At 51.4% G+C, this 18,334-nt stretch carries 11 protein-coding genes, 2 tRNA genes and 3 rRNA genes; 12 read left to right on the top strand and 4 right to left on the bottom strand.

Annotated elements, in window-relative coordinates; genetic code table 11:
- Positions 1–24: 24 nt before the first annotated feature.
- The 10 genes from BBP27_RS09845 to BBP27_RS09890 all read left to right on the top strand — a co-directional run bounded on the left by BBP27_RS09845 (position 25) and on the right by BBP27_RS09890 (position 10,062).
- Positions 25–1,565: ribosomal RNA gene (locus tag BBP27_RS09845) — 16S ribosomal RNA — on the top strand.
- A 105-nt stretch (positions 1,566–1,670) separates the two neighbouring features.
- Positions 1,671–1,747: transfer RNA gene (locus BBP27_RS09850), tRNA-Ile, on the top strand.
- 5 nt (positions 1,748–1,752) lie between these two features.
- Positions 1,753–1,828, top strand: a tRNA-Ala gene (locus BBP27_RS09855).
- A 347-nt stretch (positions 1,829–2,175) separates the two neighbouring features.
- Positions 2,176–5,064, top strand: a 23S ribosomal RNA gene (locus BBP27_RS09860).
- A 95-nt stretch (positions 5,065–5,159) separates the two neighbouring features.
- Positions 5,160–5,273, top strand: a 5S ribosomal RNA gene (rrf, locus tag BBP27_RS09865).
- The 16S, 23S and 5S rRNA genes sit together here with 2 tRNA genes alongside, the layout of an rRNA operon.
- A gap of 380 nt (positions 5,274–5,653) precedes the next feature.
- On the top strand, positions 5,654–5,941 hold the full coding sequence (locus BBP27_RS09870) for a ComEA family DNA-binding protein (RefSeq protein ID WP_188211820.1): 288 nt from the start codon (positions 5,654–5,656) through the stop codon (positions 5,939–5,941).
- A 178-nt stretch (positions 5,942–6,119) separates the two neighbouring features.
- Positions 6,120–6,614 (top strand): type IV pilin protein, encoded by a 495-nt coding sequence (locus BBP27_RS09875; RefSeq protein ID WP_081456519.1) that lies wholly within the window; start codon positions 6,120–6,122, stop codon positions 6,612–6,614.
- A gap of 149 nt (positions 6,615–6,763) precedes the next feature.
- Positions 6,764–8,791: an excinuclease ABC subunit UvrB gene (gene uvrB / locus BBP27_RS09880; RefSeq protein WP_188212337.1), complete on the top strand. Its 2,028-nt coding sequence runs from the start codon at positions 6,764–6,766 to the stop codon at positions 8,789–8,791.
- Between the two features lie 91 nt (positions 8,792–8,882).
- Positions 8,883–9,689, top strand: coding sequence for a hypothetical protein (locus BBP27_RS09885; protein ID WP_188212336.1), 807 nt, complete (start codon positions 8,883–8,885; stop codon positions 9,687–9,689).
- Positions 9,690–9,705: 16 nt separating this feature from the next.
- Positions 9,706–10,062 (top strand): hypothetical protein, encoded by a 357-nt coding sequence (locus BBP27_RS09890; RefSeq protein WP_188212335.1) that lies wholly within the window; start codon positions 9,706–9,708, stop codon positions 10,060–10,062.
- A 453-nt stretch (positions 10,063–10,515) separates the two neighbouring features.
- Here BBP27_RS09890 and xth read toward each other — a convergent pair whose 3' ends face one another.
- The 4 genes from xth to BBP27_RS09910 all read right to left on the bottom strand — a co-directional run bounded on the left by xth (position 10,516) and on the right by BBP27_RS09910 (position 15,219).
- Positions 10,516–11,286 carry an exodeoxyribonuclease III gene (xth, locus tag BBP27_RS09895; RefSeq protein WP_188212334.1) on the bottom strand — a complete coding sequence of 257 codons (771 nt, stop codon included), beginning with the start codon at positions 11,284–11,286 and terminating at the stop codon, positions 10,516–10,518.
- Between the two features lie 166 nt (positions 11,287–11,452).
- Positions 11,453–11,731 carry an ArsR/SmtB family transcription factor gene (locus BBP27_RS09900; RefSeq protein ID WP_070625266.1) on the bottom strand — a complete coding sequence of 93 codons (279 nt, stop codon included), beginning with the start codon at positions 11,729–11,731 and terminating at the stop codon, positions 11,453–11,455.
- Positions 11,732–12,135: 404 nt separating this feature from the next.
- Positions 12,136–13,917, bottom strand: coding sequence for an extracellular solute-binding protein (locus BBP27_RS09905; RefSeq protein ID WP_188212333.1), 1,782 nt, complete (start codon positions 13,915–13,917; stop codon positions 12,136–12,138).
- 99 nt (positions 13,918–14,016) lie between these two features.
- Positions 14,017–15,219, bottom strand: a complete 1,203-nt coding sequence (locus BBP27_RS09910) for a YihY family inner membrane protein (protein WP_003749170.1) — start codon at positions 15,217–15,219, stop codon at positions 14,017–14,019.
- Between the two features lie 98 nt (positions 15,220–15,317).
- Here BBP27_RS09910 and wrbA point away from each other — a divergent pair, with 98 nt between their 5' ends.
- Together wrbA and BBP27_RS09920 are read left to right on the top strand one after the other, a co-directional pair.
- Positions 15,318–15,923 carry an NAD(P)H:quinone oxidoreductase gene (gene wrbA, locus BBP27_RS09915; protein WP_188212332.1) on the top strand — a complete coding sequence of 202 codons (606 nt, stop codon included), beginning with the start codon at positions 15,318–15,320 and terminating at the stop codon, positions 15,921–15,923.
- Positions 15,924–16,132: 209 nt separating this feature from the next.
- Positions 16,133–18,310: a TonB-dependent siderophore receptor gene (locus BBP27_RS09920; protein ID WP_188212331.1), complete on the top strand. Its 2,178-nt coding sequence runs from the start codon at positions 16,133–16,135 to the stop codon at positions 18,308–18,310.
- The last annotated feature ends 24 nt before the right edge of the window (positions 18,311–18,334 follow it).

Genomic DNA, 18,334 nt, shown 5'->3' on the forward strand with positions numbered 1-18,334 from the left:
ACCAGAAGTTATAAGTTAGAGATTGAACATAAGAGTTTGATCCTGGCTCAGATTGAACGCTGGCGGCATGCTTTACACATGCAAGTCGGACGGCAGCACAGAGAAGCTTGCTTCTTGGGTGGCGAGTGGCGAACGGGTGAGTAATATATCGGAACGTACCGAGTAATGGGGGATAACTAATCGAAAGATTAGCTAATACCGCATATTCTCTGAGGAGGAAAGCAGGGGACCTTCGGGCCTTGCGTTATTCGAGCGGCCGATATCTGATTAGCTAGTTGGTGGGGTAAAGGCCTACCAAGGCGACGATCAGTAGCGGGTCTGAGAGGATGATCCGCCACACTGGGACTGAGACACGGCCCAGACTCCTACGGGAGGCAGCAGTGGGGAATTTTGGACAATGGGCGCAAGCCTGATCCAGCCATGCCGCGTGTCTGAAGAAGGCCTTCGGGTTGTAAAGGACTTTTGTCAGGGAAGAAAAGGCTGTCGCTAATACCGACAGTTGATGACGGTACCTGAAGAATAAGCACCGGCTAACTACGTGCCAGCAGCCGCGGTAATACGTAGGGTGCGAGCGTTAATCGGAATTACTGGGCGTAAAGCGAGCGCAGACGGTTACTTAAGCAGGATGTGAAATCCCCGGGCTCAACCTGGGAACTGCGTTCTGAACTGGGTGACTAGAGTGTGTCAGAGGGAGGTAGAATTCCACGTGTAGCAGTGAAATGCGTAGAGATGTGGAGGAATACCGATGGCGAAGGCAGCCTCCTGGGATAACACTGACGTTCATGCTCGAAAGCGTGGGTAGCAAACAGGATTAGATACCCTGGTAGTCCACGCCCTAAACGATGTCAATTAGCTGTTGGGCAACTTGATTGCTTAGTAGCGTAGCTAACGCGTGAAATTGACCGCCTGGGGAGTACGGTCGCAAGATTAAAACTCAAAGGAATTGACGGGGACCCGCACAAGCGGTGGATGATGTGGATTAATTCGATGCAACGCGAAGAACCTTACCTGGTCTTGACATGTACGGAATCCTCCAGAGACGGAGGAGTGCCTTCGGGAGCCGTAACACAGGTGCTGCATGGCTGTCGTCAGCTCGTGTCGTGAGATGTTGGGTTAAGTCCCGCAACGAGCGCAACCCTTGTCATTAGTTGCCATCATTAAGTTGGGCACTCTAATGAGACTGCCGGTGACAAGCCGGAGGAAGGTGGGGATGACGTCAAGTCCTCATGGCCCTTATGACCAGGGCTTCACACGTCATACAATGGTCGGTACAGAGGGTAGCCAAGCCGCGAGGTGGAGCCAATCTCACAAAACCGATCGTAGTCCGGATTGCACTCTGCAACTCGAGTGCATGAAGTCGGAATCGCTAGTAATCGCAGGTCAGCATACTGCGGTGAATACGTTCCCGGGTCTTGTACACACCGCCCGTCACACCATGGGAGTGGGGGATACCAGAAGTAGGTAGGGTAACCGTAAGGAGCCCGCTTACCACGGTATGCTTCATGACTGGGGTGAAGTCGTAACAAGGTAGCCGTAGGGGAACCTGCGGCTGGATCACCTCCTTTCTAGAGAAAGAAGAGGTCTGATGCATTCACACTTATCGGTAAACTGTAAAAGATGCGGAAGAGAAAAGCTTGAGTGAAGACAAGATTCGCTTAAGAAGAGAATCCGGGTTTGTAGCTCAGCTGGTTAGAGCACACGCTTGATAAGCGTGGGGTCGGAGGTTCAAGTCCTCCCAGACCCACCAAGAACGGGGGCATAGCTCAGTTGGTAGAGCACCTGCTTTGCAAGCAGGGGGTCATCGGTTCGATCCCGTTTGCCTCCACCAAGCACTTTACAAATCAAAGGAAGCCTGCTATACTTAGCAGCTTATTTTGATTTGCGAAGTGAAATATCGACGCATCGATCTTTAACAAATTGGAAAGCCGAAATCAACAAACAAAGACAATGAGTTTGTTTTGATTTTTTATTCTTTGCAAAGGATAAAGAATCTCTCGCAAGAGAAAAGAAAACAAACACAGTATTTGGGTGATGATTGTATCGACTTAATCCTGAAACACAAAAGGCAGGATTAAGACACAACAAGCAGTAAGCTTTATCAAAGTAGGAATTTCAAGTTTGCTTCCCTAGTCAACGGGTAGGTAAACGAAGTCAGAGAGGTTCTTGAAATGATAGAGTCAAGTGAATAAGTGCATCAGGTGGATGCCTTGGCGATGATAGGCGACGAAGGACGTGTAAGCCTGCGAAAAGCGCGGGGGAGCTGGCAATAAAGCTATGATCCCGCGGTGTCCGAATGGGGAAACCCACCTCTTAGGAGGTATCCTTATCTGAATACATAGGATAAGTGAAGCGAACCCGGAGAACTGAACCATCTAAGTACCCGGAGGAAAAGAAATCAACCGAGATTCCGCAAGTAGTGGCGAGCGAACGCGGAGGAGCCTGTACGTGATAACTGTCGAGATAGAAGAACAAGCTGGGAAGCTTGACCATAGTGGGTGATAGTCCCGTATTCGAAATCTCAATGGTGGTACTAAGCGTACGAAAAGTAGGGCGGGACACGTGAAATCCTGTCTGAATATGGGGGGACCATCCTCCAAGGCTAAATACTCATCATCGACCGATAGTGAACCAGTACCGTGAGGGAAAGGCGAAAAGAACCCCGGGAGGGGAGTGAAATAGAACCTGAAACCTGATGCATACAAACAGTGGGAGCACCCTTGTGGTGTGACTGCGTACCTTTTGTATAATGGGTCAACGACTTACATTCAGTAGCGAGCTTAACCGAATAGGGGAGGCGTAGGGAAACCGAGTCTTAATAGGGCGAACAGTTGCTGGGTGTAGACCCGAAACCGAGTGATCTATCCATGGCCAGGTTGAAGGTGCCGTAACAGGTACTGGAGGACCGAACCCACGCATGTTGCAAAATGCGGGGATGAGCTGTGGATAGGGGTGAAAGGCTAAACAAACTCGGAGATAGCTGGTTCTCCCCGAAAACTATTTAGGTAGTGCCTCGAGCAAGACACTGATGGGGGTAAAGCACTGTTATGGCTAGGGGGTTATTGCAACTTACCAACCCATGGCAAACTAAGAATACCATCAAGTGGTTCCTCGGGAGACAGACAGCGGGTGCTAACGTCCGTTGTCAAGAGGGAAACAACCCAGACCGCCAGCTAAGGTCCCAAATGATAGATTAAGTGGTAAACGAAGTGGGAAGGCCCAGACAGCCAGGATGTTGGCTTAGAAGCAGCCATCATTTAAAGAAAGCGTAATAGCTCACTGGTCGAGTCGTCCTGCGCGGAAGATGTAACGGGGCTCAAATCTATAACCGAAGCTGCGGATGCCAGTTTACTGGCATGGTAGGGGAGCGTTCTGTAGGCCGATGAAGGTGCATTGTAAAGTGTGCTGGAGGTATCAGAAGTGCGAATGTTGACATGAGTAGCGATAAAGCGGGTGAAAAGCCCGCTCGCCGAAAGCCCAAGGTTTCCTACGCAACGTTCATCGGCGTAGGGTGAGTCGGCCCCTAAGGCGAGGCAGAAATGCGTAGTCGATGGGAAACAGGTTAATATTCCTGTACTTGATTCAAATGCGATGTGGGGACGGAGAAGGTTAGGTTAGCAAGCTGTTGGAATAGCTTGTTTAAGCCGGTAGGTGGAAGACTTAGGCAAATCCGGGTCTTCTTAACACCGAGAAGTGACGACGAGTGTCTACGGACATGAAGTAACCGATACCACGCTTCCAGGAAAAGCCACTAAGCTTCAGTTTGAATCGAACCGTACCGCAAACCGACACAGGTGGGCAGGATGAGAATTCTAAGGCGCTTGAGAGAACTCGGGAGAAGGAACTCGGCAAATTGATACCGTAACTTCGGGAGAAGGTATGCCCTCTAAGGTTAAGGACTTGCTCCGTAAGCCCTGGAGGGTCGCAGAGAATAGGTGGCTGCGACTGTTTATTAAAAACACAGCACTCTGCTAACACGAAAGTGGACGTATAGGGTGTGACGCCTGCCCGGTGCTGGAAGGTTAATTGAAGATGTGCAAGCATCGGATCGAAGCCCCAGTAAACGGCGGCCGTAACTATAACGGTCCTAAGGTAGCGAAATTCCTTGTCGGGTAAGTTCCGACCCGCACGAATGGCGTAACGATGGCCACACTGTCTCCTCCCGAGACTCAGCGAAGTTGAAGTGGTTGTGAAGATGCAATCTACCCGCTGCTAGACGGAAAGACCCCGTGAACCTTTACTGTAGCTTTGCATTGGACTTTGAAGTCACTTGTGTAGGATAGGTGGGAGGCTTTGAAGCAGAGACGCCAGTCTCTGTGGAGCCGTCCTTGAAATACCACCCTGGTGTCTTTGAGGTTCTAACCCAGACCCGTAATCCGGGTCGGGGACCGTGCATGGTAGGCAGTTTGACTGGGGCGGTCTCCTCCCAAAGAGTAACGGAGGAGTTCGAAGGTTACCTAGGTCCGGTCGGAAATCGGACTGATAGTGCAATGGCAAAAGGTAGCTTAACTGCGAGACCGACAAGTCGAGCAGGTGCGAAAGCAGGACATAGTGATCCGGTGGTTCTGTATGGAAGGGCCATCGCTCAACGGATAAAAGGTACTCCGGGGATAACAGGCTGATTCCGCCCAAGAGTTCATATCGACGGCGGAGTTTGGCACCTCGATGTCGGCTCATCACATCCTGGGGCTGTAGTCGGTCCCAAGGGTATGGCTGTTCGCCATTTAAAGTGGTACGTGAGCTGGGTTTAAAACGTCGTGAGACAGTTTGGTCCCTATCTGCAGTGGGCGTTGGAAGTTTGACGGGGGCTGCTCCTAGTACGAGAGGACCGGAGTGGACGAACCTCTGGTGTACCGGTTGTAACGCCAGTTGCATAGCCGGGTAGCTAAGTTCGGAAGAGATAAGCGCTGAAAGCATCTAAGCGCGAAACTCGCCTGAAGATGAGACTTCCCTTGTGGTTTAACCACACTAAAGAGTCGTTCGAGACCAGGACGTTGATAGGTGGGGTGTGGAAGCGCGGTAACGCGTGAAGCTAACCCATACTAATTGCTCGTGAGGCTTGACTCTATCATTTGAAGAACTTCAAATAATAAAAGCTTACTGACTGATTCAGTCATCACCGAATAATTGATTAAGGCTTTACCGATTTGTAACAGTTTAAGTTTGGCGGCCATAGCGAGTTGGTCCCACGCCTTCCCATCCCGAACAGGACCGTGAAACGACTCAGCGCCGATGATAGTGTGGTTCTTCCATGTGAAAGTAGGTCACCGCCAAACACCCATTCCGAAGCCTCCGACTGATGTCGGGGGCTTTTTACATGCCTGTCGTTTCTATCGGTTTGGCGGCAGAATTGGGGTAACAGGTGTTGGGATCACACATTGGGATAGTGATATGCCGGTGTTTATGGAGTATTTGTGCATCTTGGTATTGGAATCGGAAATATTTACCCTGTTGTTATTCTTGCACAAAAGTACCGAAAGTTATGGTTAACCGTTTGGAATGTTTGAAATCGAACGGTATTTGCGTTAATATGTCGTATGCATTTATATGGAATAGGGCCGTGTTCTACTGTCGTGTGGCAGTGTCGGCGGGGTGGGGAAAACCGTCCTGCAGACGGCCCGGTTGATTCAATCCAACACGTTATAGGAAAACCCTGATGAAGAAATTTTTATTTGGTGTAGTTGCCGCCGTGTGTACGGCATTCTCTTTGGCTGCCGTGAACGTCAATACGGCCTCTTCTGTGGAACTGGAGGCATTGCCGGGTATCGGCCCGGCTAAGGCGAAGGCGATTGTGGAATACCGTCAGAAGAACGGTGCGTTCAAATCGGTGGAGGAGCTGAAAAACGTGAAGGGCATCGGTGATGCGGTGCTGAACAAGTTGAAGGCGGAGGCGACGGTTTCTTCTGCCGCGCCTAAGGCCGCCCAGCCTGCCGTGAAAAAATAAGCCGGATTCTGCCTGTATGCCGCCCTGCGGCCGAACCGTTTGCCGGTTGGGCCCGGGGCGGCTTTGTTTGGGGCGGCGGGGATGAAGCTTGAACCAGTGGGAGGATTCCATTGGGTAAAGGGATAAACGGATAGGACGCCTATTGGATAGGGATATAAAAGATAAAGGGAAGAAAGATATGTACTTAAAAGCATTTGACGGAAAACGGAATGGGGCAACTGTGCAGAGGGGCTACTCATTGGTACAGCTGTTGGTGGTGATGCTGCTGGTTTCGATCTTGGCGGCGGCTGCCTTTACGGCCTATCGGGAATCGGTCCGCTCGGCCAACCTGCGTGCGGCGCATGCCGCGCTGCTGGAAAATGCGCGCTTTATGGAGCAGTTCTATGCGAAAAAGGGTAGCTTTAAGCTGACGTCGACGAAGTGGCCGGAATTGCCGGTGAAGGAGGCGGGCGGTTTCTGTATCAGGATGAGCGGTCAGGCTAAAGGTATCCTGGAGGGTAAGTTTACCTTGAAGGCGGTGGCGCTGGATAGGGAAGCAGAGCCGAGGGTGCTGCGCTTGAACGAGTCGCTGACGGCGGTGGTGTGCGGGAAGATGAAGGGGAAGGGTAGCTGTACGGACGGTGAGGAGATATTTAGGGGTAATGATGCGGAGTGTAAGCCTTTTATGGGGTAGGGGAATTGAAGAGGAGAGATTCAACAGAATAAACCTCAAGTAGCAAAGAGAGGAGATGAAATTTAGTCTTGTTAGATTGGTTACTATCAATTTTCAGACGGCCCTTTGTTATAATCTTCTCTTTACCTGAACATAAAACAGGCTGTCTTATGGAAGTCATCCAATACCCCAATTCTCCGTTTAAACTCCACCAGCCCTTCCCACCCGCCGGTGATCAGCCGACAGCCATTGCCGGCCTGCTCGAAGGGCTTTCAGACGGCCTTGCCTATCAAACCCTGCTCGGTGTAACCGGTTCGGGCAAAACCTATACAATGGCGAACGTCATCGCTCAAAGCGGCCGACCCGCTATCATCATGGCACACAACAAAACCCTTGCCGCCCAGCTCTACGCCGAAATGCGCGAGTTTTTCCCCGAAAACGCGGTGGAATATTTCGTTTCCTACTACGACTATTACCAACCCGAAGCCTATGTGCCCAGCCGCGACTTGTTCATTGAAAAAGACAGCGCGATTAACGAACACATCGAACAGATGCGCCTTTCCGCCACCAAGAACCTGATGACGCGCGACGACGTGATTATCGTCGCCACCGTGTCCGCCATTTACGGTATTGGCGACCCGACCGAATACCAACAAATGGTGTTGTCCGTCAAAGAAGGCGACACCATCGAGCAGCGCGACATCATCGCCACGCTCGTTTCCATGCAGTACGAACGCGGCGATTTGGACTTCAAACGCGGCAGCTTCCGCGTGCGCGGCGACGTGATTGACGTGTACCCCGCCGAAAGCTCCGAAAACGCCTTGCGCATCAGCCTGTTCGACGACGAAATCGACCGTCTCGATATGTTCGACCCGCTTTCAGGCGGCCTTATCCAACGCGTCGGCCGCTACACCGTCTTCCCGTCCAGCCACTACGTTACCCCGCGCGACACCGTATTGCGCGCCTGCGAGTCTATCAAAGAAGAGCTACGCGAACGCATCGAATTTTTCGCCCGCGAACAACGCCCTGTTGAACAACAACGCATCGAACAGCGCACCCGCTTCGACCTCGAAATGCTCTATGAAATGGGCTTCTGCAAAGGCATCGAAAACTACTCCCGCCACTTCTCCGGCAAAAAAGAAGGCGAACCACCGCCCACGCTGATGGACTACCTGCCCGACAACGCCATCATGTTCATCGACGAAAGCCACGTTACCGTTACCCAAATCGGCGGCATGTACAAAGGTGACGCATCGCGCAAGCAAAACCTCGTCGACTACGGCTTCCGCCTGCCTTCCGCCCGCGACAACCGCCCGCTCAAATTCCACGAATTTGAAAAAGTCATGCCGCAAACCGTCTTCGTTTCCGCCACCCCCGCCAAATATGAAGAAGAACACGCCGGACAAGTGGTCGAACAAGTCGTCCGTCCCACAGGGCTGGTCGATCCCCAAATCATCATCCGTCCCGTTGCTACCCAAGTTGATGATTTAATGAGCGAAATCAACGACCGTATCCAAAAAGGCGAACGCGTGCTCGTTACCACCCTCACCAAACGCATGGCGGAGCAACTCACCGACTATTACAGCGAACTCGGCATCAAAGTGCGCTACCTGCACAGCGACATCGACACCGTCGAGCGCGTTGAAATCATTAGAGATTTGCGGCTCGGATTGTTTGACGTACTCGTCGGCATCAATCTCTTGCGCGAAGGCTTGGACATCCCCGAAGTCTCCCTCGTCGCCATCCTCGACGCCGACAAAGAAGGCTTCCTGCGCTCCCACCGCAGCCTGATTCAAACCATAGGCCGAGCCGCGCGTAACGTGAACGGCGTCGCCATCCTGTACGCCGACAAAATCACCGACTCCATGAAAGCCGCCATCGACGAAACCGAACGCCGCCGCGAAAAACAGATGAAATTCAACGAAGAACACGGCATCGTGCCGCAGCAGATTAAAAAACAAGTCAAAGACATCATCGACGGCGTGTACCACGAAGAAGACGGCGGCAAAGGCCGTCTGAAAGGCAAAAACAAGGTTAAAGTCGGCGAGATTCACAACGAAGAAGACGCGATTAAAGAAATCGCCAAACTCGAAAAAGCCATGCAGCAGGCGGCTAGGGATTTGCAGTTTGAAGAGGCGGCAGTGCTAAGGGATAGGATTCGGGGGATTAAGGAGAATTTGTTGTTTGGGGCTGAGTGACGGATAAGTTTGATATTATTCTTGAAATTTATGCAAATAGTCCAATTTATATACGGATGATTTTCAATCTAAATAAATTAGAGGAGTTGTGATGGATAATGCTTTTTGTACTATAAATAACCAAACTTACAGTGCGTATCAATTTTCTCAACTTGATATAGCAACTATCTCCCAGTTAAGGAGATTTCTTGAATGTCCGACTTGCCATGCTCCTGCTTTTTTTAGAAAAGCGGCTAGAAATGGGCAGGCTGCCTGTTTTGGAGCTCGCCCTCATAATGATGAGTGTATTGAAAGTGCTCCATTAAGTAGATTGATCAATGGAGAAAATGATGATGAAGATGTTTTGCATAATGATGGGCAGCGGATTGTATTAGACCTTAATTATGGTGCAGCAGAAGCTGTAAATCATATTGATGATGATATGAATGAAAATGGGGCAGGGAGAGGAGTACGATTCAGAGGAAATGGTAATCGTCCTAATGCAGTAGTCCATCGTCGTTTAAGTACTATATTAAGAAGCTTAATTATCAATCCAGCGTTTCGTTTTTCAGAACAAATGATTGAAGTTGGCACTATAAATCAAACTATATCCGAGTTTTTTGTCCCATTTAATGAAATTAACCAAAATTGCATAGGTCGTATTTGTGGATATTGGGGGCAAATTGTTGATATTGGTGCGGGACAGGATGGCACTATTTGGCTTAATTCTGGCGGGCGTGAGGATGTCAGCTTATGTTTGCCAACGACGATTCAACAGCGTTTCTTTGATAGATTTAGGATAAATATGGTAGAAGATTTAGTTGGCTCTTATATTTTATATTTGGGTGATTTAAGAGTATCGCAAAACAACAAATATTACATAGTGATTGATGAATTAACATTTGTAACCTGTTATTAAGCAGGTCGTAGCCTGCATGAGTAGGGTGCGCGGTACGCATGTACGCGGTTTTTGCCGTTCAAGCCATTGCTTCAAACTTTCAGACGACCTCAAACGTCGTCTGAAAACCGTGAATCCATTTTCAGACGGCCTTGTTCTCTTTATTTCTTCCAAATGCCCTCAATCCGTCATTCCCGCGCAGGCGGGAATCCATACCGGGCGGCACGGGAAACCTGTCGGGGAAAAAGGTTGCCTAAGTTCCACGATCTGGATTCCCGCCTGCGCGGGAATGACGGTGTTTAAGCAAGCCGTAGCCTGCATCTCCACCAACCGCGTGCGTGGCTGCACCACACACCCTACCTGCGGCGGCACAGGCTTTAAAACTGAGGTGTAGGGTGTGTGCGGTACGCACGCACGCGTTCTTTGTCATTCAACTATTGTTTTAAACTTTCAGACAACCTCAAACATCGTCTGAAAACCTTTTGCAATAAGGCCGTCTGAAAACCAGTTTTCAGACGGCTTTATTGTTTATATTGCTTTAAAATCTAACAGTCAAAGTCAGCAATCACCGGTGCATGGTCGCTGGGGCGTTCTTGGGCGCGGGTTTCTAGCAAGCTGTAGCCTGCATGACCAACCGCGTGCGTGGCTACGCCACACACCCTATCTGCAGGTGGTACAAATTTTTAAGCTGATGTAGGGTGTGTGCGGTACGCACGCACGCGTTTTTTGGTGTTCAAACCATTGTTTCAAACTTTTAGACAATCTCAAACGTCGTCTGAAAACTTTTAGAATAAAGGCCGTCTGAAATCTAGTTTTCAGACGGTCTTATTGTTTATTCACTCAAAACCTAGCAGTCAAACTCGGCGATTACCGGCGCATGGTCGCTGGGGCGTTCTTGGGCGCGGGTTTCTAGGTCGACGGTGACGTCGGTAAGGGTGGCGGCGAGTTCGGTGCTGGTGAGGATGTGGTCGATGCGCAGGCCGAGTTTGCGTTGGAACATGGCGCCGCGGTAGTCGAACCAGGTGTAGAACGCGCCTTCGGGGTGGATTTTTCGCAGGCTGTCGGTCAGGCCGAGGTCGAGCAGGTTTTTAAACCATTGTCTTTCGATGGAGGAACAATGGATTTTTTCGTGCCATTTTTCGGGGTCGTAGCAGTCGGCATCGGCCGGGGCGATGTTGAAGTCGCCGAGCAGGACGAGTTTGGGGTGTACGGCCATTTCGGCGCGGACGAACTCGGTCAATGCGGCAAACCATTGTTCTTTGTATTTGAATTTGGGGCTGTCCAGGGCTTCGCCGTTGACGCAATAGACGTTGATGACGCGCACGCCGTTGATGGTGGCGGCGATGACGCGGCGTTGTGGGTCGTCGGGGAGGGCGGGCAGGCCGCAATGTACGTCTTGCGGTTCGTGGCGGCTGATGATGGCGACGCCGTTATAGGTTTTTTGGCCGCTCCAGACGCAGTGCCAGCCCATCATTTGCAGGGCGGCGGCCGGGAATTTGTCTTGGTCGAGTTTGAGTTCTTGTAAGGCGAGGATGTCGGCTTGGTGGTCGGCCAGCCAGTTTTGTACTTGGGGCAGGCGGACGTTGAGGGAATTGACGTTCCATGTGGCGATTTTCATGATGTTTCCGTGTGTGCTGTTGGGTGGGAAGACGGCGGATGGCGCCTGTGGGCATGGGCGGTATTGTATAGCGGATTGGTTTATTTTTCGATATGGGCTGAAAGGGCAGGCCGTCTGAAAGCTGATGTTTCAGACGGCCTTGATGTTGCGATGTGGAATAATTTGTTTATTCGGCTGGGTCTTTGAGCGTGCGCAGGGTATTGAGGATGGTGGCGGCTTCTTCAGAGATGAGGCGGTATTCGATGATGCGGTGGTAGCGCGTGAAATCGATGATGCCTTCGGTGCGCAGGCGTGCGAGGTGGTTGGCGATGCCGGTCGGGGAGGAGCCGAGTGCTTGTGCCAGTTCGGTAATGCTGCGGTCGCCGTCCAGCAGCAGGAAAAGGATGGCCATGCGTTCGGGGTTGGCAATCAGTTTGAGAATGGTAGACAGACGTTTGATTTCCATGTTTTTGTTCCTTTTATTATATGAACGCTTGATGTTGGTTAAATTGAGATGATTGTAGTTCTTATTACGATTATTCTTATAATTCAAAATCTTAAGTTGGAAGTGTACACGGTTTTGTAAATTTTGAGGGTATTGTGTTGCAATTTTTTTGTTAATTTTTGATATTTTGTTTCGGTTACGAAACTGGATTGAAAAGAGACGAAAAGGCCGTCTGAAATGTTCCGTTGCAGATGATTTTGCTGGCGGGTGTTTCAGACGGCCTTTGATTTGGCTTTAAGTTGTTTTTTCTTTTGCGGTTATTTGGTCTGGATGGATTAATTGGTTTTAAACGAATAATGGGGTCTTTATGCCAAAGGCTAAGCGTCAAGGGCTTGTCAGTCGCTTTGCGTGTTGTCGAAATACGACTACTTTTTCTTCCAGCCTGCGGTCATGGCGAAGGTGATGGGGTCGTAGTATTTCGGCAGCTTGGACGGAATGCCCACATCGTTACGGTACACGACGCGGTAGCGGTCGGCGAACCAGTTTGGAACGATGGTGTATTGGTGGCGGATCAGTCGGTCAAGCGCGCGCGAGGTGGTTTGCAGCTCTTGGCGGTTGGTAAAGCTGTTGAAATGGGCCAGCAGTTTTTCAACCGCGGGATGGCAGACGCCGGATAGGTTGCGGCTGCCTTCGGTTTTGGCGGCGGCGCAGCTGAAGTAGTCGTATTGCTCGTTGCCGGGGCTTTCGCTGTTGCCGTAGTAGCCGGTGGTTACGTCAAAATCGAAGTCGTTCATGCGTTTTTGGTACACGGCGGAATCGGCGGTGCGCACGTTCATGGTAATACCGATTTTGGCGAGGTCGCGCTGCCATTTAGCGGTAATGCGTTCGTAGTTTTTGCTTGGGGCGAGGAATTCAAAGGTCAGCGGTTTGCCTTGTTTGTCCACTGCTTTGCCGTTTTTGTATTGGTAGCCGCCTTTTTCAAGCAGGGCGCGTGCTTTGAGCAGGTTCGGGCGCACGCCCAGTTTGGGGTCGGTAACCGGTGGCATAGGGACGTCTTGATCCAATACGCCCTCGGGCAGCTTGGTGCCCAATGATTTGAGCAATGCGGTTTCTGCACGGTCGGGTTTGCCGGTTGCGGCCATGGTGCTGTTGGTGAAGAAACTGTCGGTGCGGCGGTATGCGCCGTAGAAGATGCGGCTGTTGACGCTTTCGTAGTCGAAGCTTTCAATCAAGGCGCGGCGGACGTAAATATTGTCCAAGGGCTTGTGGCGCATATTGATGACGAAGCCTTGCATGCCGGCGGTGCTGTTTTGCAGCCATTCGTGTTTGGACAGGTTGCGTTTTTTGAGGACTTCGTCGGAGTAGGCGCGCGCCCAGTTGCGGGCGACGTTTTCTTGTACGAAGTCATATTGGCCGCCTTTTAACCCTTCGATGCGGACAACTTCGTCTTTGACGTATTTGATGCGGATGTGGTCGTAGTTGTAGCGGCCTTTGCGCACGGGCAGGTTTTGCGCCCAGTAGTTTTTGTCGCGGACAAACTCGCTGATGCGGCCGTTTTCGGCTTTGGCAAAGCGGTAGGGGCCGGAGCCGATGGGCAGGCTGTTGGGCGCGGCGGCCAGGCCTTTTGGATAGCTTTTATGCGAGAAGACGGGCAGGCTGCCGAGAATCATGTGCAATTCTGAGTTGCGCTGCTTGAAGCGGAACACGACGGTGCGGTCGTTGGGCGTTTCTACTTTGGCCACGTCGCTCCAGTAGAAGTGGTACATGGGGGCGGCGGCTTTGTCTTTGGTCAGGATGTTAAATGAAGCGGCAACGTCTTTGGCCAAAACGGGGTCGCCGTTGTGGAATTTGGCTTTGGGGTTGATTTTGAAGGTAACGGAAAGGCCGTCCGGCGCCAGGGCGATGTCTTCGGCAATCAGGCCGTAAACAGCGTAAGGTTCGTCCATGCTTTGCTCGGTCAGGGTGTCGAGTGTCAGCATGCTGATGCCGTATTCGTGGTTGCCTTTGAGGGTAAAGGGGTTGAGCGTGTCAAAAGCACCGAGGAAAGGCGTGGTAAACGTGCCGCCTTTGGGGGCATTGGGGTTGACGTATTCGAAAGCGGTGAAGTTGGCCGGATATTTGGGCGGTTGGCCGAGGCCTACGCCGTGGGCGGCAAAGGCGGCAGATGGAATCAAACCGAGCAGAGAGAGTAGGGCTGGTGTTTTCATCTATTTTTCCTTGTAGGTTGAATATTGTATTCAGTAGTGTGCCGATTATAGCAAAGGCCGTCTGAAACTTGATATTTTTGCTTTCAGACGGCATCAGGTTTAAGAGGATTGTTTTTTTGTATGGGCGCCGAACTCGGCAAGCGTCATGTTCAAGGTTTCCAAGCAGGGCTGCATGATGTGGTCAACCGTTTGATTGACCTTGTCTTTGTTGAGCGTTTGCGGGCGGTAGACAAAGAGTTTGAACAGCTCCGCCAAATCGATGGATTCCGCCCCCGTTTTCAAGACCCAGCCTTGGCGGCCGGAATAGACATAGCCGTGTCGCGCCAGTTTTTCCAAAAGCTCGCCCAATTCGTCAAAGCCCATATTGATATGCCGTCTGAACTCCTGCACCGGCAATGCCTTGCCGTTTTGTTGGGCAGAATCGAGCAGCAGCAGGATTTTCAATACATCGTCAAATCGGCCGCGCGCATCCAGACTGCGGCGGAACGCTTCGCCGCGCCAGTAGGACAGGGACGAGGTCAAAACCGCGCCGCCCAATACCAGCGTCCATAACAGGTTGAGCCACAACAGGAAAAAAGGTACCGCGGCAAATGCGCCGTAAATCGATTTGTAGCCGTCAAAGTTGCCCATGTACCAAGCGAACAAAAAGCGTGCTGTTTCCAAGCAAAACGCCGTTACGGCCGCGCCGACCAAAGCATGGCTGGCCGGTACGAAACGGTTGGGTACAAAGCGGTACAAGCCCCACAGCAGAACCGTAATAAATGAAACCGCAGTGATAACCCTCAGCCATTCCGAGCCGCCCACCAATTGCACCTGGCCGATTACGACCGACAGCCCCACGCCCAAAGACAAAGGCCCAAACGTCAGCAACGCCCAATACACCAAAAACTGCATCATCCAGGGCCGTTGCGAATTGACGCGCCAAATCCGGTTGAACGCATTGTCTATCGTCCGAATCAGCATCAGCGAGGTTACGACCAACATCACACTGCCGATGGCCGTCAGCTTGGTGGCCTTATCGCGGAACGCATTGATGTAGTCAAACACCATATCCGCACCCTGCGGCACAATGGTGCGGTTGATAAAAGAGACAAATTCCCCCGACCATTGGTCGAAAACGGGGAAGGCCGAAGCGATGACGACCATCACCGTCAACACGGGTACCAAAGCCAAAAGCGTCGTAAACGTCATGCTTGCCGCCACCTGCGGCACACGCTCGTCATCAAAACGGCGCACGACAAACCAAGCAAACGCCACGCCCTTACTTTTCAAAAAATCTTGCCACCATTGCGAAAACGGCATAACCTTTTCCCACTTTTGAATAGAAATTTTGCTTTTCAGACGGCCCGAGTATTCAAAAGGCCGTCTGAAACCTGACAGCATTGTAACGGAAACCCCAAATGAACCCAAATCCCCTGAAAATCCTCGTCCTCTTTTATTCCCAAAACGGCAGTACGCGCAACCTTGCCCGCCAAATCGCACGTGGTATCGAAAGCGTGGACGGTTGCGAAGCCGTGTTGCGTACCGTGCCCAAAGTTTCCACCGTTTGCGAAGCCGTTGAAAAAGCCGTTCCCGACGAAGGCGCGCCCTACGCGACTGCCGACGACCTCAAAAATTGCGCCGGCCTCGCGCTTGGCAGCCCGACACGTTTCGGCAATATGGCCGCCGCAATGAAATACTTTATCGACGGCACCATTCCCCTTTGGCTCGGCGCAGAACTCGTCGGCAAACCTGCCACCGTATTCACCAGCACATCTTCTCTGCACGGCGGCCAAGAAAGCACCTTGCTGACCATGATGCTGCCCCTGTTGCACCACGGCATGGTCATCAGCGGCATTCCCTATACCGAGTCCGCGCTCAGCAATACCCAAAGCGGCGGCACGCCTTACGGCGCAAGCCATATTTCCGGCCATGACAGCAAGCCAGCATTGACCGCCGAAGAGAACGACATTGCCTTTGCACAAGGTAAACGTTTGGCAGAATTGGCACGAAAATTGGCAGACTGATTTTTTGTGATAAAAAGATTGAGGCCGTCTGAAAACCTGATGATATGGGTTTCAGACGGCCTTTTTAGTTAATTAGGACTAGATTAAAAATAAATATTTTGAATTAAACGAACTACTTAGAAAATAGTGATTAGAACATAGTTTCATCGGACTACATCTTTTTGATAGAATCTGCCACCAAATTAAAACATCAGCTAACTGGAGAAGCTATGTCACTCCCCGTATTTCCCTATGGCAAATTAAGCTTTGCCGTCAGTCTGGCGCTGTGTTCGGCGTATTCTTTCGCAACCGAAGTAGAAAATAGCCAGCCGCAAGAACATGTCGATTTGCCGACAGTTACCGTCCAAGGTGTCGGAAAACAGACTACTTCCAACTACACCATTCCGGCTTCCTCCGCTGCGACAGGCATCCGCCTGACCCAGCGCGAAACGCCGCAGTCTTTGTCCGTCGTTACCGAAAAACAAATGGACGACCAAGGTTTGGATACCTTGCAGGACGTGTTGAAACAAACGCCAGGCGTGTTCCACAGCAAAATGGGCAACAACGTCTCCGGCCACAGCCAATTTATTTCGCGCAGTCAGGCGATTGACAGCATTTCCGTGGACGGTGCGCCCAAATTCCTTTACGACGGTAAAGCCATCCGCCGCGGCACCAACAATCTGGACAGCGCATTGTACGAACAAGTCGTCGTCGTGCGCGGCGCAAGCGGTTTGTCCAACGGCGGTATGGGCGAGCCGGGCGGTACGGTTGCGTTGGAACGTAAAAAACCGACTGCCAAGCCAGCCATCAGCGTGGAAGCCGGTGTCGGTTCGTGGAACCACTACCGTTTCGTCCTTGATGCCAATCATCCTTTGAATGCCGACAATACCTTGCGCGGCCGCGCTATTTTGGTCAGCGACCACGGCGGCGATTACCTACCGAACACATCGCGCCACAATCACACGTTCTACGGTATTCTGTCTTACGACCTCACGCCGCAAACCCACTGGCGCCTCGGTACGGAAATACACCGTTTCCGCAATACCGGCAGCTCGCGTTTCAGCTATCTGACCGCAGCAGGTAATCGTAAAGACGGATTCAAACCGTTTGAATCTTCGCCACGCAGCAATTCTTCCGCACGCTGGGCATACGGCAAAGACACCAGTGTCGAAGTATTCACTTCCCTCAGCCATGAGTTTGACAACGGCTGGAAACTGACAGGCGATTACAGCCATGTTTCGGGTAAAAACGACATCGTTTCAGGCATTGCCGGTACATTTGAAATCAATCCCGATTACTCTGCACTTTTCACTTCAGACCGCGACCGCAGCAAATACCGCGATCAGAATTTTGCGCTGGCCTTGGACGGCAATTATCCAGCGCTGGGCCGCTCGCACGAGTTCAATATCGGCATCAGCTATCAGGACAACAAAGAAAACCTGTCTTTCTATGAAGAAGGCGAATCGATGATTCCTGACTTGCGCCTCTTTAACGGTAACATCGCTAAACCCGATATGCCGTATCTGCGCGATGGTTTTTCACGCATGAAAAACCTGTCGGTTTACGGCTCGACCCGTTTCAAACTGACCGACAAGCTCGCCTTTATCGGCGGCGGCCGTTTTGTGGATTGGCGTTACCGTTACAGCACCAGCCGTAACAAATTCGCACACAGCAGCCACAAACAAAACGTTTTCATTCCTTATTTGGGCGTAACCTACGACATAGGAGACAATCTGACCGCCTATGCGTCTTACACCACCATTTTCCGTCCGCAAGTGCGTTACCTGACCAAAGACGGCGCAGCGCTCAAACCGCAGCGCGGCAAAACCTACGAGACCGGTTTGAAAGCTTCATGGTTTGAAGGCCGTCTGAATGCTTCCGCTTCCGTCTTTATGAACAAACGCGACCATTTGGGCGTTGTCGCAGGTAAATTCGCAAATGGCGAGGAATACTACCGTGCAGCCGACAACACTACAACAAAAGGTGTGGAGCTCTCTGTCGGCGGCCGCCTGAGTGACAAATGGCTGCTGAATGCGTCTTATGCACGTTCCAAAATCAAAGACAGCGAAGGGGTTCAACTGCATCCGTCTTATCCGGTTCACTTGTTCAAACTCTTTACCGCGTATGACGTAACCGACCGTTTGAATCTGGGTGCCAACGTCAACTGGCAAAGCCGCAGCCACACGCTAGACGAATACCCGGCAGATATCAATCCGGCCGCCGCCGCTGCATTGACCCAACGCCCATACGCCACGCTGGACTTGACCGCGCATTACAAAATCGGCAAATCCACCCGCATCGGTTTAGACTTTGAAAACGTGTTCAACAAACGCTACCGCACCATGCCGGATATTCATGTCTACGGCACGCCGCGTAGTGTGACTGCAACGGTTAAACACACGTTTTAATTGAAAAAGTAGGAGAGGCCGTCT

It is taken from the genome of Neisseria sp. RH3002v2g (genome assembly GCF_014596425.2).
GTDB lineage: Bacteria > Pseudomonadota > Gammaproteobacteria > Burkholderiales > Neisseriaceae > Neisseria.

Excerpts from the sequence above, each read along its gene's own strand:
- BBP27_RS09870 (WP_188211820.1), top strand. The coding sequence starts at position 5,654 with ATGAAGAAATTTTTATTTGGTGTAGTTGCCGCCGTGTGTACGGCATTC.
- BBP27_RS09875 (WP_081456519.1), top strand. The coding sequence starts at position 6,120 with ATGTACTTAAAAGCATTTGACGGAAAACGGAATGGGGCAACTGTGCAG.
- uvrB (WP_188212337.1), top strand. The coding sequence starts at position 6,764 with ATGGAAGTCATCCAATACCCCAATTCTCCGTTTAAACTCCACCAGCCC.
- BBP27_RS09885 (WP_188212336.1), top strand. The coding sequence starts at position 8,883 with ATGGATAATGCTTTTTGTACTATAAATAACCAAACTTACAGTGCGTAT.
- BBP27_RS09890 (WP_188212335.1), top strand. The coding sequence starts at position 9,706 with ATGAGTAGGGTGCGCGGTACGCATGTACGCGGTTTTTGCCGTTCAAGC.
- xth (WP_188212334.1), bottom strand. The coding sequence starts at position 11,286 with ATGAAAATCGCCACATGGAACGTCAATTCCCTCAACGTCCGCCTGCCC.
- BBP27_RS09900 (WP_070625266.1), bottom strand. The coding sequence starts at position 11,731 with ATGGAAATCAAACGTCTGTCTACCATTCTCAAACTGATTGCCAACCCC.
- BBP27_RS09905 (WP_188212333.1), bottom strand. The coding sequence starts at position 13,917 with ATGAAAACACCAGCCCTACTCTCTCTGCTCGGTTTGATTCCATCTGCC.
- BBP27_RS09910 (WP_003749170.1), bottom strand. The coding sequence starts at position 15,219 with ATGCCGTTTTCGCAATGGTGGCAAGATTTTTTGAAAAGTAAGGGCGTG.
- wrbA (WP_188212332.1), top strand. The coding sequence starts at position 15,318 with ATGAACCCAAATCCCCTGAAAATCCTCGTCCTCTTTTATTCCCAAAAC.
- BBP27_RS09920 (WP_188212331.1), top strand. The coding sequence starts at position 16,133 with ATGTCACTCCCCGTATTTCCCTATGGCAAATTAAGCTTTGCCGTCAGT.